Annotated in this window: 15 protein-coding genes and 1 other RNA gene; 12 read left to right on the forward strand and 4 right to left on the reverse strand. The window is 32.8% G+C overall.

Annotated features, from left to right (window positions below; translation table 11 throughout):
- Positions 1–327 precede the first annotated feature (327 nt).
- On the reverse strand, positions 328–2883 hold the full coding sequence (locus ACE193_RS23425; RefSeq protein WP_375560611.1) for a YfhO family protein: 2556 nt from the start codon (positions 2881–2883) through the stop codon (positions 328–330).
- A gap of 313 nt (positions 2884–3196) precedes the next feature.
- Between ACE193_RS23425 and ACE193_RS23430 the strand changes: the two genes are divergently transcribed.
- The 4 genes from ACE193_RS23430 to ACE193_RS23445 all read left to right on the forward strand — a co-directional run bounded on the left by ACE193_RS23430 (position 3197) and on the right by ACE193_RS23445 (position 10345).
- The gene (locus ACE193_RS23430) at positions 3197–4963 is read left to right on the forward strand and encodes a SulP family inorganic anion transporter (RefSeq protein WP_375560612.1); all 1767 of its coding nucleotides are present in this window, start codon (positions 3197–3199) and stop codon (positions 4961–4963) included.
- Positions 4964–4994: 31 nt separating this feature from the next.
- Positions 4995–5648 (forward strand): carbonate dehydratase, encoded by a 654-nt coding sequence (gene can, locus ACE193_RS23435; RefSeq protein ID WP_375560613.1) that lies wholly within the window; start codon positions 4995–4997, stop codon positions 5646–5648.
- A gap of 119 nt (positions 5649–5767) precedes the next feature.
- On the forward strand, positions 5768–6463 hold the full coding sequence (locus tag ACE193_RS23440; protein WP_375560614.1) for a TetR/AcrR family transcriptional regulator: 696 nt from the start codon (positions 5768–5770) through the stop codon (positions 6461–6463).
- Positions 6464–6838: 375 nt separating this feature from the next.
- A complete protein-coding gene (locus ACE193_RS23445) occupies positions 6839–10345 on the forward strand; it encodes a GMC oxidoreductase (protein ID WP_375560615.1) in 3507 nt (1168 codons plus the stop codon).
- 88 nt (positions 10346–10433) lie between these two features.
- Here the strand turns inward: ACE193_RS23445 and ACE193_RS23450 are convergent, their stop codons facing one another.
- Positions 10434–11624, reverse strand: coding sequence for a sensor histidine kinase (locus ACE193_RS23450; protein WP_375560616.1), 1191 nt, complete (start codon positions 11622–11624; stop codon positions 10434–10436).
- A gap of 185 nt (positions 11625–11809) precedes the next feature.
- Between ACE193_RS23450 and ACE193_RS23455 the strand changes: the two genes are divergently transcribed.
- The 5 genes from ACE193_RS23455 (at position 11810) to ACE193_RS23475 (ending at position 15052) form a co-directional block, all read left to right on the forward strand.
- Positions 11810–12163, forward strand: coding sequence for a hypothetical protein (locus tag ACE193_RS23455; RefSeq protein ID WP_375560617.1), 354 nt, complete (start codon positions 11810–11812; stop codon positions 12161–12163).
- 188 nt (positions 12164–12351) lie between these two features.
- Positions 12352–12749, forward strand: a transfer-messenger RNA (tmRNA) gene (gene ssrA / locus ACE193_RS23460).
- Positions 12750–12947: 198 nt separating this feature from the next.
- On the forward strand, positions 12948–14072 hold the full coding sequence (locus ACE193_RS23465; RefSeq protein WP_375560618.1) for a phage integrase SAM-like domain-containing protein: 1125 nt from the start codon (positions 12948–12950) through the stop codon (positions 14070–14072).
- A gap of 43 nt (positions 14073–14115) precedes the next feature.
- Positions 14116–14658 (forward strand): transposase family protein, encoded by a 543-nt coding sequence (locus ACE193_RS23470; protein WP_375558620.1) that lies wholly within the window; start codon positions 14116–14118, stop codon positions 14656–14658.
- Positions 14612–15052: a transposase family protein gene (locus ACE193_RS23475; RefSeq protein ID WP_375558619.1), complete on the forward strand. Its 441-nt coding sequence runs from the start codon at positions 14612–14614 to the stop codon at positions 15050–15052. Before ACE193_RS23470 ends, ACE193_RS23475 begins: the two co-directional genes overlap by 47 nt.
- Positions 15053–15183: 131 nt before the next feature.
- On the opposite strand, the gene ACE193_RS23480 is transcribed toward ACE193_RS23475, so the two are convergent.
- The gene (locus ACE193_RS23480; protein WP_375560619.1) at positions 15184–15711 is read right to left on the reverse strand and encodes a Uma2 family endonuclease; all 528 of its coding nucleotides are present in this window, start codon (positions 15709–15711) and stop codon (positions 15184–15186) included.
- Between the two features lie 80 nt (positions 15712–15791).
- On the opposite strand from ACE193_RS23480, the gene ACE193_RS23485 reads away from it, so the two are divergent.
- Positions 15792–16604, forward strand: coding sequence for an IS5 family transposase (locus ACE193_RS23485; protein WP_375560620.1), 813 nt, complete (start codon positions 15792–15794; stop codon positions 16602–16604).
- Here the strand turns inward: ACE193_RS23485 and ACE193_RS23490 are convergent.
- Positions 16591–16758 carry a hypothetical protein gene (locus ACE193_RS23490; RefSeq protein WP_375560621.1) on the reverse strand — a complete coding sequence of 56 codons (168 nt, stop codon included), beginning with the start codon at positions 16756–16758 and terminating at the stop codon, positions 16591–16593. The two genes, ACE193_RS23485 and ACE193_RS23490, sit on opposite strands and share 14 nt — an antisense overlap.
- 299 nt (positions 16759–17057) lie before the next feature.
- Between ACE193_RS23490 and ACE193_RS23495 the strand changes: the two genes are divergently transcribed.
- Entirely contained in the window at positions 17058–17483 is a 426-nt protein-coding gene (locus tag ACE193_RS23495; RefSeq protein ID WP_375560622.1) for a 6-pyruvoyl tetrahydropterin synthase family protein, read from the forward strand.
- A gap of 194 nt (positions 17484–17677) precedes the next feature.
- A complete protein-coding gene (purH, locus tag ACE193_RS23500) occupies positions 17678–19228 on the forward strand; it encodes a bifunctional phosphoribosylaminoimidazolecarboxamide formyltransferase/IMP cyclohydrolase (protein ID WP_375560623.1) in 1551 nt (516 codons plus the stop codon).
- Positions 19229–19245 lie beyond the last annotated feature (17 nt).

A 19245-nucleotide genomic window follows, 5' to 3' on the forward strand; every position in this document is an offset into this window, starting at 1 on the left:
GATATGTTTTATTTTGCTCAGTTACTTAGTTATTGTAAAATAATTGCCAAAGATATAAAAAATATCAAGACATGTCAGCCCCTGCTGTCGCTTGTAAACCACAATGGATCGTTTCCAAACGAGTGAGCAATATGTATTTGGTATCTTGCCGTGTATTTGTATTTCTAAAGTAACACAAAAATCTATTTACACAAATCTAAGGGTGTAACGTCAAAGTCAAAAAAATACAACTTAAAATAACAAATATAACAATGGTAAAGTCTTATTTGAAAATTTTTTACCATACTTATTAAGAATGTAATTTGTACTTCATTTACTTCTTAAATTTTACTTCATATTTTTTACTTTATTTCTAATTCCCATTCCCAAACTTACCAAAACGACAAGTAAAACAAGCCAAGAAGAAATTTGAGTAATCAATGCACCTGTTTTGTACGAATCAGAATCAAAAGTAAAGACAATTTTATGCTTTCCTTTTGGAATTTCTAAGCCACGAAGAACATAATTTACAGCAACAATATTAGCCTCTTTTCCATCAATAGTAGCAGTCCAGCCTTTTGGATAATAGATTTCTGAGAATACAGCAAAACCATCATTTGAGTTATTGCTTTCATATTCTAATACTTTCGAATCGTATTTTGTCAGTTTTATAGTTGCTGTGCTATCTTTTTGAAAATCTGTTTTTGTAATCGTAAATTTAGACTTATCTAAAATAGCTGTTTCTTTTAAATTAATTGCTTTTGCTGTACTTGCGCTCATCAAAGCAGCCATTTCTTCATCTGGGCTATTTACTTGATTTACCTTAGAAACAAACCAAGCATTTCCATACGTATTCGGATTGAAAAGCATTTGTTCTTTTTGCATTCCATACGTAATATAACGAGTGTTGAGCATATTCAAAACCTGTGTCTGAGCAAAATCTGGTCGTTTTTGGGATTGAAGTGAAGACATAATAAAGCCTTGTTCTTGTCCTAAAGGTCGTTCTAATAAATCTTGATAACGTTGCATTTTGGCTGCAAAATAACCTCCGATAGAACGATGAAAATAAGAAGTATGTGTTTCTTGTTGGAAATTTTGAAGCGACATCACTCTATACCCCAAATCTTTGTCTTTAAGGATTTCTGTATCAACTGGCGCAGGACTAATAGTAGCTTGAGTAACCCCTTTTTCAAATTTTGAAGCAGGTAAATAGTTTTTTCCTATCAAAAATACATCTCCAACAGCCAAAAGAGCAATAATAGCAAAGGCAGCCATCGCAGGAATTGTCTTTTTAATGTATAAATAAATAGCTCCAACTACCAAAATGATTAAAAATAAAGAACGAAAAGCACTAGAACGAATCATCGATAAACGGTCTTGACGAACCAAATCGGCAAGTTGTCCGAGTTGAGAATCTGATTTTGCACTCAAATCCATATTTCCAGAAAAAAGTAAAATCAAAATTACTGTTCCTGCTGTAATTCCTGTTGCAATGAAGAGATTTTTGAGGAATATTTTTTCTTTAGTTTCTGTTTCTATTGATTTTATTGGATTTCCTTTTATATCTTTTTTATCAGAATTAAAATAATTTTCTAATTTTTGGCTCAATGTTTCAAAGGCTAAAACAGTCATTAATAAAATCGTCAAGGCAAGAGCCATCGAAACCGAACGAAATTTATTAAATCCTGGTACATAATCAAATAAGAAATAGTTTAGTGATGCAAAATTTTCTCCCCACGCCAACATCATCATAAAAATTGCTGCTGCCAAAACCCACCATTTTTTACGGTTGTCAAGTACTACTAATCCCCAAACAAATAAGAAACACAAAACAGCTCCTGCATAAATAGGAGCAAGAGTAAATCTTTGACTTCCATGATAAAATGGTAGTGAGAGTTCTTCTAGTTGTCTTTCTGAATACTGTCCTGATTGCTTTAGTGCATTATATGTTTGAGAATCTTTGTCTAACATTTCATTGGAAGAACCTCCATATAAGTAAGGAACAAGCAAAGTAAATGTTTCTCCAATTCCTTGACTCCACTCAAAAGCATACGACTTACTAAGTCCTTCATTACTTTGTTGTAACTGACTAGCTTCATTTGTTTTATCAACAGTTAGTTCTGTTCCTCCACGAGTGGAATAAGAGCTATATTCCATCGTAGTTAGAATCTTTCCAGCATTTACGCCTATTCCCAAAACAAAAGCGACCACTAAAAAAGCTGCTTGCCTCACAAAAACAGGAATTTGATTATTCTTTGCAGAGAAAATAAGTTCATTTATTCCAAAAATCAAACAAATAAAGCCTAAATAATACGTAATTTGATAATGACTTGCTTTGACTTCTAACGCCATTCCTAAAGCAGTCAGGGCAAAACCTAACCAATATTTTTTATCAAATGTGAGTTTCATTCCTCCTAAAATAAGTGCAGCATAAGCAATCGCCCAAAGTTTGGTAACATGTCCAACTTCAATTAGAATCAAATTGTAGGTCGTAAAAGCAAAAACTGCCCCTCCGACAGCACTCCAAATAGGTTTAGTACCAAAACACAAAAGCATAATATAGGTACAAAACATAGCCAAAAACAAAAGATGCGCTCCTGTCTGCTCGGCAAAACCTCCACGCAAAATAGCCTCAAAAATAGGCAATGCACCATACGGAAAAATGGGATAAGTCATGTAAGCAGGCATTCCTGAAAACATGCGCCCATTCCACATAGAAGGTTCGTCGTGAGTTTGCAGGTATTTAGAGCTTTCTTGTACCATTCCTTTATATTGCATCATATCACTTTGTCGAAGTGATTTGTCATCTAATAATTCAGGAGCAAAATAAACAAAAGTAAGTAAATAGAAAGCTGCAATAGCAATCAGATGAGGTAGAAGACGAGCAAAAGAAAAGTTTTTCATGAAATATAAACTATATAATGATTCTGTTGTAGTTTTTTTAGTGCTACAAATATAGGATATTTTTTTTAGTGTCTAGGCTAACCTAGTGTTACAAAACCAAAGAAATTATTCTTATTAAAGTGAAAAATTGTCAGACACCAAAAATATAAGTTTCAAATTAGAGTGAATTTTTGTATGTTTGTTTAAAAGAAAGTATTACTATCAAAAACACACCTTTCTTTATTTCCTCAAAAAGTAAAACATCAATTTTTTAAAGTATTTCTAACTACTAAACATAAAAGAAAGTTCTGCTCAATTACTCTTACCAATAAAAATGCCTACCTCATTTCCTAATATTAATAAAAATGTAAATCCTAGAAAAACACCTTATTCAGAACCAACACTTTTTGGAAATTTTAAATATGATATTCCTGCTGGTTTGGTTGTTTTTTTGGTGGCACTCCCATTGTGTTTGGGGATTGCTGTTGCTTCAGATGCTCCTCCTTTTTCTGGTGTCTTAGCTGGTATTTTGGGTGGTTTGGTTGTTCCTCTGATTAGCCGTTCGGCAATGGGCGTGAGTGGACCTGCTGCTGGTCTGACTGCGATTGTGGTCTTAGGAATTGCAGATACAGGTAGTTTTGAACTTTTTTTGTTAGCTGTTTTTTTGGGTGGACTTGTTCAGCTTTTGCTTTTTTTTATGCAAGCAGGAACAATAGCTTATTTTTTACCTTCTTCAGTTTTGAAAGGAATGCTGGCAGGAATTGGAATGATTTTGATTCTGAAACAGCTTCCTCATGCATTTGGGTATGATGTAGAGGCGTTTAGTGAAGACGAATTTTGGATTTGGGGAACAGACCAAAATGCTATTACAATGATTTTGGCTGCACTAAAAAAAGCACCTAAAAATCTAAATGCTATTATAATAAGTATTGGAAGTTTATTCTTTCTGATTGTTTGGGACAGAATTCCATTTTTGAAAAAACTTTCTTTTCTTCCTGCTGCTTTAATGGCAGTTTTGGTGGGAACGCTTATTAATGAACTTTATATTTACCTTAATCTTTCCTCTTCTATTTTTTCGCCTTTAGCTTCCTCTCATTTGGTAAATCTTCCAATTACAGAAAGCCTAAAAAATCTTCAAACGGAATCTAATGCCTCAACAGTAGAGTTTATATCTCTTTCTATTTCTAGCTTTTGGCAACAACTTACTTTTCCTGACTTTTCACTTTGGCTAACTCACATTAAAGACTGGGATATTTGGGTGTTGGCTTTTACTATTGGTATTGTGGCAAGTATAGCATCACTTCTTACAGTTGAGGCTGTTGATAAACTAGAGCCTTACAAAAGAAACTCTCCTCTCAATCGTGAACTTTTGGCTCAAGGAGTTGCTAATACTATTGCTGGTCTTATTGGAGCAATTCCTATTACGGCTGTTATTGTAAGAAGTACAGCAAGTATTAGTGCAGGAGGACGCACTCGTATGGCTGCAATTATACACGGATTACTTTTACTTGTTTCTGTAATTTTTATCAGTCAATACCTCAATCATATTCCTCTTGCTAGTTTGGCAGCTATTCTTCTAGTAGTAGGTTACAAACTTATCAAACCTTCTACTGTTAAAGAAATTTATCGAAAAGGACGAGAACAGTTTGTGCCTTTTATTGTAACAGCAGTAGTGATTGTATTTTCAGATTTACTTATCGGAATTTTGGTCGGAATTGCAGTAGGATTTTTCTTTGTTATTCGTGCCAACGTAAAAACAGCCATTTCTATTAAACAAGTAGGAAGAGATGAGAATCAATTTGAGATTATTTTTAATAAAGATTTATCTTTTGTCAATCGTGCTTTTTTAAGAGATATTTTTGCTAGAATTCCTAACCATACAACTGTTGTGGTAAATGGAACAAGAGCAAATTTTATTGATAAAGACATTGAAGAAACCATCAAAGACTTTATGAAAGGAGCAGAACAACATAATATTCAAGTTACTCTAAAAAATGTAGCTTTTACTAGTTCAGAAGAGGCTATAAAAGAACATGAAAAGAACAATACTAATGATGAGTTTTTTGAAGAACCTGAATCATCATTACAATCAAAAAAATAAAACCTCTAATACAAACAAACACAAATAAATTATGCCAAAATCTTATTTAGATTTATTAGAAAGTAATAAAAAATGGGCTTCAACTGTCCAAACATATAACCCTACGTTTTTTGATGAGTTATCACAAGGACAACACCCCAATTATTTATGGATTGGTTGTGCTGATAGCCGTGTTCCTGCATCAGAAATTACAGGTGTAGTACCAGGGTCAATTTTTGTCCATCGAAATATTGCGAATATGGTAGTTCATACAGATATGAATATGCTAAGTGTTTTGTTTTATGCAGTCAAAGTATTGAAAGTAAAACATATTATTGTGTGTGGACATTATGGGTGTGGTGGTGTTATTTCTGCTATGCAAAAAGAAAAATTTGGCTTTATTGATAACTGGCTTCGTCATATAAAAGATGTTTATCGTTTGCATCAAACAGAACTAGATGAAATTGAAAATCAAGAAGAGCGAGCAAACAAGTATGTAGAATTAAATGTTATGGAACAAGTATTAAATCTCTCTAAGATTTCTTTTCTAAATGAAGAATGGGAAAAAGGAGAGTTTCCATATATTCATGGTTGGGTATATAGCTTAAAAGATGGGATTTTGAAAGATTTGAACATTACAACAAATACTACAGAAGGTTTGGAATCTATTTTTAAGTTTAGCAAAAAAACAGGTGAAATTTTCTAAATCATAAAAGTCTTAGCTTATAGCAATGATATCAACAAAAAAATACAATATTCATTCTTAGATAACTTCAACTCTATCTCTTCTACAAATAAAAAAAATTACATTAACAGCTAATAAAATTGAAAACTTTACTATCAAAAATACAAATAAAAATAAATGAACGAGTTTATCTAAAAGACCCAGAAAGCTCTGAACTCGGACGCAAAATTGTGCGTCAAAGTATCATGCTTATCGATACAATAGGGTTAGAAAATTTTACGTTCAAAAAATTAGCAAAAGAAATTGGTTCGACAGAAGCCTCTGTATATCGTTATTTTGAAAACAAACATAAATTACTCATCTATTTAGTTTCATGGTATTGGAATTGGATGGAATATCAGCTTGTCTTTCAAACTAGCAATTTAGAATCTGCTGAAAAAGCACTTGAAAAAGCAATTTCAACACTTGCTAGACCGATTGAAGTAGATAATCAATTTGAAACCATCGACGCAACAGCTTTACACAGAATTGTAGTTTCAGAGTCTGCAAAAGCCTATTTGACAAAAGAAGTAGATAGCGACAACAAAGAAGGTTATTTTGCAAGCTATAAAAGACTTACACATAGAGTAGCAGAAATGATTTTGAAACTTAATCCAAAGTATAAATTTCCGAATGCACTTGTTTCTATTATTATGGAAAGTTCGCATCAACAGAGTTATTTTGCTAAACATTTACCAACACTTACAGAAGTGAAAGGAGATGATAATGAAGAGAGTTTAATAGAATTTTTGACAGACTTAATTTTTAATGCCTTAAAGGTGGAGAGAAAAAAGTAATACCGAAAACAGACTGAAAGTAGTAAGGGCAAAATAGTTTTTATTTTCGTATAACACTCTTCCAGACTGTGGAATAGATAAAATACTGCTTTTTTTGTTCAGACAAGATGTCTCAACTACCATAAATACAAACTGTGATAAAGTTTAATTAATTATCTTTCAAAATACCTAAAACAGAAGTAAGTCTTTTATCATAATTTGATAGAAGACTTTTTTTGATAAAATATTTTAAGTTACAAGTTGTTGATTTTCAATATTTTATGCAATTTATGATTCATCATTTACCATTTACCATTTTTTAATTCTATGTATTTTTCATTTTTTTAAGTAGATTAGTGAAAGAAATAACTTCACTCTAAATCTTACTAAAATTCTATGAAAAATCGTCGCTTATCCAAGCCTATCGAAAAAATGCTGCCTCATTATGATGTGGTTGTGATTGGTTCGGGTTATGGAGGTTCAATTACTGCCTCTCGCCTTTCTCGTGCAGGAAAAAAAGTGTGTCTATTAGAAAGAGGAAAAGAATACCTCACAGGAGAATTTCCAGATACACAAACAGAAGCTGCTTCAAATATGCAGTTCAATCTGAATAATAAAAGAATGGGTTCTAAATCTGCTCTTTATGATTTTTGGATAGATGATGATATAAATGTGTTTAAAGGCTGTGGCTTGGGTGGTACTTCACTTGTCAATGCAAACGTTTCTATTCGTCCAGAAAAATGGGTTCTCAAAGAAAACGTATTTCCAAAAATTCTACAAGATGAATCTGAAAACCCTGAAAGTGACTTAGAAGAAGGCTATCGTTTAGCCTATCAAATGCTCAAACCAAATCCTTACCCAGAAAATTTTCCCAAACTAGACAAATTAGAAGCCCATCGAAAATCTGCAAAGGCAATGAATCAGCCTTTTTACAAAACAGATATTAATGTCAATTTTGATATTGATGGAAAAAATCATGTAGGTGTTGAGCAAAAGCCTTGTAATCTTTGTGGCGATTGTGTTTCGGGCTGTAATGTGGGTGCAAAAAACACAACCATGATGAATTATCTACCCGATGCCGTCAATTTTGGTGCAGATATTTTTGTCGAATGTTCGGTTTCACATTTAGAAAAAAGTGGAATACAATGGATAGTTCATTTTGAGCTTTTGGGAGCGCAACGAGAAAAATTTGATGCCCCTGAAATGTATGTAACAGCAGATACAGTAGTTTTGTCAGCAGGAACATTAGGTTCTACCGAAATTATGCTTCGTTCTAGGGATAAAGGATTAGAAGTTTCGGATAAATTAGGTCATCATTTTTCTGGAAATGGCGATGTTTTGGGTTTTGGATATAATACAGAACAAAAAATAAATGCAATCGGAAGAGGGCAACATTTGGATAAAGAAAATCCTGTTGGTCCTTGTATTACTTCTGTAATTGACCTTAGAAAAACAGAACATAAAGAAGAGGGAATGATTTTGGAAGAAGGTTCTACTCCTTCACCAATGGCAAAGTTTTTCCCTGAATTTATGGCTACTATGGCTACTTTAGCAGGAAAAGATGAAAGTAAAGACGGTTTTGTAAGCGAAGTAAAGGAGAAAAAGAGAGAACTAGAAAGTGTTGTTCGTGGTCCTTATAAAGGTGCAACCCAAAATACACAAGTATATCTCATCATGACGCACGATAAAAGTGCAGGAATATTGACCTTAAAAGATAATCGCTTACAGATTGCATGGAAAGATGTAGGACACGAAGAAATATTCAAAAAAGCCAGCGACCGTATAGGAGAAGCTACAAAAGCACTCAAAGGAACAAGTGTTCCAAATCCAACATGGACAAAAATTTTTAATCAAGACCTCGTAACAGTTCATCCTCTTGGAGGTTGTATTATGGGCGAAGATACTCGTGAAGGCGTTGTGAACCATAAAGGACAGGTGTATTGTACAAAAGCAGATGAAGACCAAGTATATGAAAATCTTTATATTGCTGATGGTTCGATTGTTCCTCGTTCATTAGGTGCAAATCCACTTCTTACTATTTCGGCACTTTCAGAGCGAATTTGTAAGATTATGGCAAGAGAAAAAGGTTGGGAAATCAATTATAATTTGCCTTCAAAACCTTCTATTTTGAAAGAACAAGAAAAAATGCCTATTGGAATTCAGTTTACTGAAACCATGAAAGGATTTATTAATCATAAAACAGTCGAAGAATCAAAATGTGAAACACCAAAGCAGTTTGAAAGAGAATATGATTTAGGAAAGTCCAAAAATCAAGAATTTAAAATTACTTTAACTGTAATTTGTGAAGATTTGGAAAAAATGTTGGATGAAAAAGAGCATTTATCAAGAATGGTCGGAACAGTAGAAGCTCCTTCACTTTCAGCAGACCCACTTTTGATTAGTGAAGGAAGTTTTCAGCTTTTTATAGATTATGAAGGAGAAATGGAAACTAAACGAATGCTGTATAAAGCCAAATTATTCAATCCAAGTGGAGAAAGCTATAGTTTTGAAGGCTACAAAACCATACGAGACGGTAAAGGTTTTGATATGTGGAGCGACACAACTACGCTTTATACGACTGTTTATGCTGACACAGAAAGCATGACAGAAGATATAATTGATAAAGATGAAAAATATATCAAATCACAGGGAATAATTCATGTTCATTTGACAGATTTTGTGAAGCAAATGACAACCATGAAAGCTCTTCATGCAGATACAACGACCGAAAAACTAAAAGCTCTTTATAGTTTTGGGAAGTATTTTGCAGGCAATCTTTATGATACCTATGGAGGGGTTTTGGCTAAAGATTCGTTATTTAATCCTACTGCGCCACCACGAAAAAAACGTCCATTACGTGCGCCTGAGCCACAAATTTATCCAGTCAAAACTTCTGATGGTGTCAATCTTCTTCTTACTCGTTATGATGGAAGAGACAGAGAAGCATTAGAAGATGGTATAAATAAAGGTTCGGTAATGCTCGCTCATGGGTTTAGTGTTTCTGGACTTATTTTCGAAATTGATACGCCAGATACAAATATGGTAGAATATCTTTGCGCCCATGGATATGATGTTTGGGTGATGGAATACCGTACAAGTATTGCACTTCCGTCTGCAAAAGACCAATGTACGGCTGATGATATTGCCATGAAAGATTTTCCTGCTTGTGTAGATAAAATTTTGAAAATTACAGGCGAAAAAGATATTCAACTCTTTACACATTGTGTGGGTGCAATTACTGGAGTTATGGCGATGTTGGGAGGATTAAAAGGTGTACGTTCGATGGTTTGTTTTCAAGTAGCTGCTGATATTATTGGAGGCGAACAAATTAAACTCAAAGCTGCTGCACATGTTCCGACACTTCTCAAAAAATTTGGAATAGAAACGATGACTGCTTACACAGATACAAATGCAGGTTGGTTGGATAAAGCCTTAAACACAGCGGTAAAAGCCTATTCTGCTGTTTTGGGTTCGGATACAAATGATTCTATCGCCAACCGAGTTACGTTTATGTTTTCTACTTTGTATGAAAAAGAAAATATTGATGAGAAAACATTTGATTCTTTTCATGAAATGTTTGGAGTAACGAATCTTACTACTTACGAGCAGCTTACACTGATGTCAAGAGAAAAAGAATTGCGTAATGCTGAGGGAGAAGATGTTTATTTACCTCACGCAAAAGAGCGTTTGAATATTCCGATGTGTTTTGTTCATGGAGAAAAAAATGAAGTTTTTGTGCCAGAAGCAACCGAAAGAACCTATAATCGTCTCAAAAATCTAAATCCAGAGCAGCATTACGAACGTCACGTAATAGAAGGGTATGGACACCAAGATTGCGTTATCGGAAAAAATGCTGATAGAGATGTTTGGCATCATGTAGTGGCATTTTTGGATAAAAATTAGAATATAAATTTTAAATAAAAAAAGGCTCTCTGATAATTTTTGTAATAAAAAAAAACAAAAATTGTCAGAGAACCAAAAATAACTTAAATCACTCACTTGTTGATAATATAATTCTAAAGGTAGTTCCTTTGCCTACTTCTGATTTCAAGACACTAATTTTTCCGTTATGATATTGTTCTACAATTCTTCTTGCTAGAGTAAGCCCTAGTCCCCAACCTCGTTTTTTTGTAGTAAATCCAGGGCGAAAAACGGTTTTAATCTGACTTTGTGGAATTCCTTTTCCAGTATCTGTTATGTCTAAAATGAGTTGTTTCTGACTTCTATCTGAAGAAAAAAACAAAGTAATACTTCCTTTCCCTCCTGTTTCTGTCATTGCATCAACAGCATTTTTACAAATATTTTCAATTACCCATTCAAAAAGAGGTTTGTTTATTTTTGCATATAATTTTGCATTTTTGTTGGCTCTAATAGTGAGTTTTACTTTGGTAGAAATTCGTTTTTTAAGGTATTCTGTTACGCCTTCTACCACTTCCAATACATTTTCAGAACTCAAATCAGGTATAGAACCAATACTTGAAAAACGACCTGTTATCATAGTAAGTCTTGCAATATCCTTTTCTATTTCTTGCAAAATATCTTCTTCAACACTTTGGTCTGCTCTAAAATATTCTACCCACGCCATAAGTGCAGAAAGAGGTGTGCCGAGTTGATGTGCTGTTTCTTTGGCAAGACCCACCCAAACTCTATTTTGTTCGGCTCGCCTAGAAGAACTAAATAAGAAATAAGCAAAAATCAAAAAAGCAGTAATAAGTGAAAGTTGGGCATACGGAAAGTATTTGAGTTGTGTTAGAAGTGTAGAGTTTTCATAATAAATATAATATTTCCACTCTTCTGAAACTTTTACTTCGATGGCTGGATGTGATTCTTTCATCGAAACCAAACGTTCTTTTAAGACTTTTTCTTTTTCTTCTTGTGTAGCATTTTTCTTAAATTCAACATTTCTAGATTCACTAGGATTACCTTCTGCATCAGCTATAATCATGGGAATAGATTGATTTCCCTGCAAGATATTTGTAACCAAAAAATTAAGCATTAAACTATCTTCTACTTGTACTGCTAGTTCTTGTGCTTTTGCTACCAAATCAATTTGTTCTTGTTCACGCTCTGCCAAACTATCTACCAATTCGTTGGTATAGTAAAGTGAAGCCAAACCAATAAAAGAAGCAAATAGAATAACAATCCATTTGAGTTTAGAAGGAGATTGATTGAGAGAAAGCATAGTTTTTGACTGATAATTGAGTACTTTTGCAGTCAAATTTATAAAAAATACATAACTAAAATGGAATTATTTATTTTTTGATACTATAAAAACGAACTTATTAAGCAATAATAGAGTTTAAAGAAAACCTAATTGTTCAGTATTAATTTGTTATTTTTTATTCCACATTCGAAACCAAAAATACGATGAAAAAAAACAAGCAAAAAAAACTAGAGAAAAAACGTGAAAAATTGGCTAAAAAAATAGACAAAAAATTAGACTATGAATTTGAATTTTTGGGAATGCGAGTAAATGATGTATTGAGAAATTCTACACAAGAAGTAATTGCTCATCCAAAGATTCAGAATAAAATGTCTTTTTTACACCTGTGCGCTATGTTTTTTAATGAGGAAAAACTAAAAGATTTTTTGGATATGCCAGAGTGGGATGAAAAAGTGAAGGAAAGAAAACAACTTCTAACAGTCATTGGAAAAGTCCGAAACGAACTCAAAGATATTGAAGATAAACTCTATAAAAGTATGATTGATAAGAATGATTAGTGTATGGGGTAGTTAAAACACCAAAAATTGCAAACGATGGAGGTAATATATTTTTGTATTACCTCTACCTTCTAAAATATCACTTCTGACTTTATTTTGAACTTTTCTTTGTTCTTTCTAGTTGTAATTGTATATTTGCAACCCGATTGATTTTCAAAAGCGAAAATTGATTTGTAAACAAAACACATGGGGCTGACTGGTTTCGACAGGACGAGTCTTTGCGTGTATAAGCATGTAGGCTAATGAGAAAACTAGCCTTATATCGATTTCTCAAAACAACAATCGGCGAATCTAATTACGCCATGGCTGCCTAACTCTAGGAGTTAAGTAACCATTGTCTTTGCTTAGTGTCTTTACTCTTCCGACACTAACATCCGTTTGCCACGCAAACACATAGACATCAACCCCCGTAAGAGTGAAGCAATGATGAGTTCAATGGCATCTGCGACGAAAATTTAGTTGATAAGGAAAAACCTTGGACGTTATTGCCTAGTTCTTTCCCGACAATCAATAGGATAACTAAACATGTAGAAACCACGACGAACGCCGTATCTGGACGTGGGTTCGAATCCCACCAGCTCCACTTTGTAAGAGTTCAAACGGAACTTTTCACGAGTGAATCATTCAAAATATGGTTTTTTTTAAATCTTTAAATAGGTTTTTCAGTTATCTTACTCTTTTTTCTAATTTGAGTGTATCGCTGGGAAACCTATTTTTTTTTAGGTAACACGCATTATAAAATAGATTACTTTTGCATCTTTTTAACTTCAAAGTAACCTATTGTATGCAAAAAAAACGTTTTATGAATGTTGGCTTTTTAATTCGCAAATTACGAACAGAAAGATATTCTGTGTCGTGCCGTGTTTCTTTTGGTGCTGATGACAAAGGTGTTCCCTTCTCTACAGGTGTCATTATAAACAAAAAGGAAAACTGGAAAAATAAAAGAGGGTACAACTTTACTATACTCAATAAAGAAGAAAACGCAAAAGTCAAAACAGATACTTTACTTCTTATAAAATCTGAGTTAGAAGAAATTTATTTGAGATTACGTACACTCAAAAAGCCTTGTTGTGCTACAACTATTACAAATATATATTTAGAGCAGGAAAAACCTCCTCTAACTATTGTATTTTTAGTTCATCAATATGTAGAAGAACAACTCAAAAGAAAACTGTCTAGTAACACAAAATCTGGTTATAAAAGATACCGTACTGACTTTGAAAACTTTTGTAATCAATTCAAGATTACTCATTTACCTGCTACTGAATTTACAAAAGTTCTAGCAAAAGATTATTTTAACTTTTTAAAAGATAAGCCAAATTCAGAAGAGATTGCAGGTCGGAAAGTAAGGTTAATAAAAACTGTACTTGAAGAAGCATATGATAATGAGGTAATTGATAAGAATCCACTACTAAAGTTGAGTATCAAAGCACGTAAAGTCAAAAAAAACAATGTTTTCTTATTTACAGATGAGTTGGAGCGAATAGAAAATAAAACTTTTGATATTGAACGCCTAGAACGCATCAAAGATTTATTTTTGTTTCAGTGTTATACAGGTTTTCACTATAATCAAATGAAAATTTTTGACTCAAAGAAGCATTTATTTACTCAAAATGGTAAAGAATGGATTAGTTTTGATAGAGATAAGACAATGGCTTATATTGGTATTCCTGTACTCCCCAAAGTGAAATATATTTTAGAAAAATATAATTATAAATTACCTGTCCTATCAAATGGAAATTATAACTTATATCTAAAAGAAATAGCAGTAGCTTGTCATATTAATAAAAATCTAACTACAAAAGTAGGTAGAAAAACATTTGCTAACTATATGATAAATGTTGTAAAAGTAAGTAAAGATGTTGTTGGGCGTTTATTGTCTCATAGCTCAGTAACTATTAGACTTTAAAACGTAAATTTTATTATATTAGTGGTCATTTTATCCTTACTTTATGATTGATTTACCTAACTTACGTAAAAAAGAAAAGCCTTTTATGGCTCTTACTAGCTTGACTATCAAAGAGTTTGATGAGTTATTAGCTACTTTTTCTCCACTTTGGGAAAAACATTATATGTATTATGACCTCAAAGGAAAGGCTAGAAATAAGCCCACCTTCCGAGAACACGCAAAAATACAACTAAAAGGTAGTGAAATGAAACTTTTTTTTATCCTTTACTACTTGAAAAACAACCCTTTACAGGAATCTTTAGCTCTTACTTTTGATGTTTCTCAAGGAAAAGTTAATCAATGGATTAACAGCCTTCTTCCCATTTTAAAAGAAAGTTTAAGAAAAATTAATGTATTGCCTGCAAGAAATGAATCGGAATGGACAATAAAACTTGCAGATCGTGTTGAAGAAGCAGGTAAAGCCTTAGAGTTATGGGTAGATGGAAGCGAACGTGAAATTCCTCGTCCCTCCGATTACAAAGCTCAAAAAGAAGTATATAGTGGAAAAAAAAAAGCACACTATAAAAAATACTTTAGTTACAGATAAACATCAAGAGGTAGTTTTTTTAGGAGATACAGAAACAGGAAAAGTACACGATAAACGTTTATTAGAAGAAGATGATATTACCTTTCCTGAGGGAACTATTCTTCATCAAGATACTGGTTATCAAGGTCATAGACCTAAAGGTGTCCTTATTGAGCAACCCAAAAAAAAGCCTAGAGGAAAAGAATTATCGGAGCAGGACAAGGCTGAAAATAGTAAAAAGTCTAGTCGTAGAGTACGTGCAGAACACAGCATAGCAGGAGTAAAAAGACTTAGAATTGTCTTAGATGAAATCCGATTGTGGGGAGAAGAGGTAAGAGACCAAGTCATGGAAATTGCGTGTGGTATTCATAATTTAAGGGTAAAGACAAGAATAACCTATCAAAAATTATCGTAATAAAGTCTAACATACACAGTAATTTTCTGTTTTTATCGTAAATGTAATATCACTTATTTTTTTAAATTCCCCAAAACAAACCTCAAACAAAAACCACCATTTTAATTTTTCTAACTTTGCCAATGACTGTATTACAAATTTTCAAATGCTACTTTTCTATAAATATCAGTAAATGGAACGTATATATCTAAAGTAGGAAAAGATAGCATTTTGTCTATTCCTGTTAGCGTTTCAATTTGCCATAATGATTTTGTAGCATCTTTTTCATTTTGAGTTGATTCTGTTTTCATTTTATGATAAATATGGATTTTTGGTTCTTCTTGTTCTATCAAAACATAATATTCTAAACTAGGAACAAGCATATACAAAAGAAATTTTCCATCTTTATCATACCCTTTCGTTGATTTTGATAAAACTTCTATAATAATTTTTGGATTGGTAAGCGCATGATTTTGATGTTTAGAGTCTTCTACGTCCCCACAAACTATCATAGCATCAGGATATACATAATTGTTTTTTACTTCAATAGCTAGTTTTGCATCACTACCAAAAATCTCGCATTTATCGCCTCCTTTTTCAAGAATTGCATCTATTTTTGAAGTTATATTTTTAGCAATTCTAGCATGGTTTAGAAGGCATTTACAAATAAGTGTGAACAAATCTAAATAGTTATTAAAAAGCCGTAGTGTTGTTATAAATAAAATTATCTATTTTTCATTTACTATCAACAACTACGACTATGACAATCACCAATCTAACCAAAGAATTTATCGAAACAAACTTAGTAGTTTATCTTCCTGTACCTAAGCGAGGTCGGAAACTGAAAGCAGAACTTTGGCGTTACGTAAAAGCTATTATCCATAAATTAAAAACAGGCACTCAGTGGTCAGAACTTCCTGTACAACAGTTTTTTAACATTGATATTTCTCCTAGTGCAGTATTTAACCACTTCAATAAATGGTCAAAAATAGGAGCTTGGAAAAAACTTTGGACAGCTCTATTAACTAAAAATAAATCCAAACTAGCCCTTTCTAGTATGCAAGTAGATGGTAGCCATACTCGTGTCCATAACGGAGGTGAAAAAGTAGGATATCAAAAACGTAAAAAAGCTAAAACAAGTAATGCACTTTTTTTTACAGATAGCAAAGGAATCCCTGTGGCTATGAGTCAAATTATGGAAGGAAACCACCATGACAGCTATAAAATTGAAAAAAATATGAGAGAGATGTTTGCTGATTTAGAGCGTTCTAAAATTGAGACGAATGCACTTTTCTTAAATGCTGATGCAGGATTTGATTGTAAAGGTTTCCGTCAAATATGTGAAGACTATGAAGTTATTCCCAATGTTAAACATAATCCTAGAGGTAGCAAACTGTCTGTTAGTGAGTACATTATGGACGATAAGTTGTATCAAGATCGCTTTGTTGTAGAACGTACTAATGCTTGGTTAGACGGATTTAAAACACTTTTAGTACGCTACGAAAAAACTGTACAAAACTGGAAGAGTTTTCACTATATTGCATTTGCTTTAATACTTATTAAAAATAATTAAGATTTATTTGTAAATGCCTTCTTAGTGTTCCTCCAGACATAGCAACAATAAAACCATCGTAATATTCATATTTTTGATTATTTTCTTGTTCTATTTTTATATATTCCTCAAAAGTTAGCTTTTGTTCTGTTAGTTCTTCTTCTGGTTGCCCCATTTTTATAGATTCTAGATTTATGGATTTCCTCTTTTTATAAAGATACGAAATTATAGCGTTTTGAGTGCAAGAAAAAATAATCAATGTAACTAAAATAAGAACCCTATTTTTTAAGAAAAGCATAAAAAAACTAGAATATTCAAACTACCAAATCTATAAATTTATCAAGCCAAAGGAGAAATAAACCTACATAAAGAAGTTTTACTGTCAAATAAAATTATCAATTTTGATAGAATAAGCGTAATTTTGTGGTTTCAAATAAAATAGACAACTAAGAGAGAAGTAAAATAATAAAAAAGATGGTTTATTTGTGCCGAAAAGAGCATTTTTGTGCTTCACACCGATTATTTAATCCTGCTTGGAGCGATGAGCGTAACGAAGAAGAATTCGGAATTTGTTCGAATCAGTATTTTCATGGACATAATTTTGAATTAATTGTAAAAGTAAAAGGCAAAATTAATCCAGATACAGGATGTGTTTTGGATTTGAAGAAATTAGGCAAACTAATAAGAACTGAAATTATTGATAAAGTCGATCACAAAAATCTAAATATCGAAGTAGATTTTTTGAAAGGCAAAATTCCTTCTTGTGAAATTGTGATTATGGAGTTTTGGAAAATTCTTGCACCTAAGATTATAGATATGTCTGATAAAAATGCAGTTTTGCATTCATTGACACTTTTCGAAACTGAAAAGAATTATGTAGAGTATTTTGGCGAGGAATAAATAGAGCCTATTTTTCAAGAGTAGGTTAAAAGGCTTGCCTTTAACAGTATATTAGGTAATTTAATTTTTATCCTTCAAAATTCTCTTTCAATTTTAAGATTTATATGTAGTTTTGTAGAAATATTGTACGAAAGATATTCAAAACAGAATATCCAAATGAGATAAAAAATACTCAGCAAAACTTCATACTTCTTATGCAAAAGAAAATTAAATCTGCGCTTATTTCAGTATTTTATAAAGACGGCTTAGAACCTCTTTTACAAACTCTAGCTAGTCAGGGAGTTACGATTTATTCCACAGGAGGAACTCAAAAATTTATCGAAGAACAAGGCATTTCTGTTGTTCGTGTTGAAGACCTCACTTCTTATCCTTCCATTTTTGGAGGACGAGTAAAAACACTTCACCCAAAAGTTTTTGGAGGAATTTTGCACCGTCGCAATCTTGAAAGTGATAAAGAAGAAGCCCAAAATTACGAAATTCCAGAAATTGACTTAGTAATTGTAGATTTATATCCTTTTGAGGAAACTGTCAAATCAGGAGCAAGTGAAGATGAAATTATAGAAAAAATCGATATTGGAGGAATTGCCCTTATTCGTGCAGCAGCCAAAAATTACAATGATGTAGTTATTATTTCTGATAAAAAAGATTATCCACTTCTCAACCAGATTTTGAGAGAACAAAACGGAAGTACCAACCTAGAGACAAGACGTAAATTTGCGACAAAAGCATTTAATACAAGTTCGCATTATGATACTGCCATTTTTAATCATCTCAATCAAGTTACTACCCAAGGAGATGATTTGAATTTAGTTTTCAAACAAAGTATTAAAGAAGGAAGAGCCTTGAGATATGGAGAAAACCCACATCAGAGAGGCTATTTTTATGGAGATTTAGAAGCACTTTTCAAACAAATTAATGGTAAAGAATTATCTTACAACAACCTTGTAGATGTTGATGCTGCTGTTGCTTTGATTGATGATTTTGAAGATAGTAAAAATGAAACTCCTGCTTTCGCAATTCTCAAACATACAAATGCTTGTGGAATGGCAACTGCCAAAACGGTAGCCGAAGCCTACAAAAAAGCCTTTGCTGCTGATACACTTTCTGCTTTTGGAGGTGTTTTGATTACAAATAGTGAAGTTGATGCAGAAGCTGCTCAAGAAATGAATGACTTATTTTTTGAAGTTTTGATTGCTCCTAGCTTTTCAGATGCTGCTTATGATATTCTTTCTAAAAAGAAAAACCGAATTCTTTTGAAGCGCAACGAAGTAGATTTTCCACATGTTCATTACAAAACGCTTTTGAATGGTGTAATTTCTCAAGATGCTGACAAAAAGCAAGAAACTAAAAAAGACCTCAAAACAGTAACCAAAAAAGAGCCAACAAATGAGCAGGTTGAAGCGTTACTTTTTGCAAATAAACTGGTAAAACACACAAAGTCAAATACAATTATTTTGGCTAATGAAGGACAACTTTTGGCGAGTGGTGTCGGACAGACTTCTCGTGTTGATGCACTCAAACAAGCGATTGCAAAAGCTAAAGTTTTTGGTTTTGATTTGAAAGGAGCTGTTATGGCTTCTGATGCCTTTTTTCCTTTCCCAGATTGTGTGGAAATTGCAGCGCAGGAAGGAATTAGCGCAGTTATTCAACCGGGAGGTTCGATAAAAGACCAAGATTCTATTGATATGTGTGATACGCACGGAATGGCAATGGTCTTGACAGGAACTAGACATTTTAAACATTAAAAAAAAATGTAGCAAAC

Origin of the sequence: Bernardetia aquimarina, from assembly GCF_042180575.1 — a bacterium.
Lineage (GTDB): Bacteria > Bacteroidota > Bacteroidia > Cytophagales > Bernardetiaceae > Bernardetia.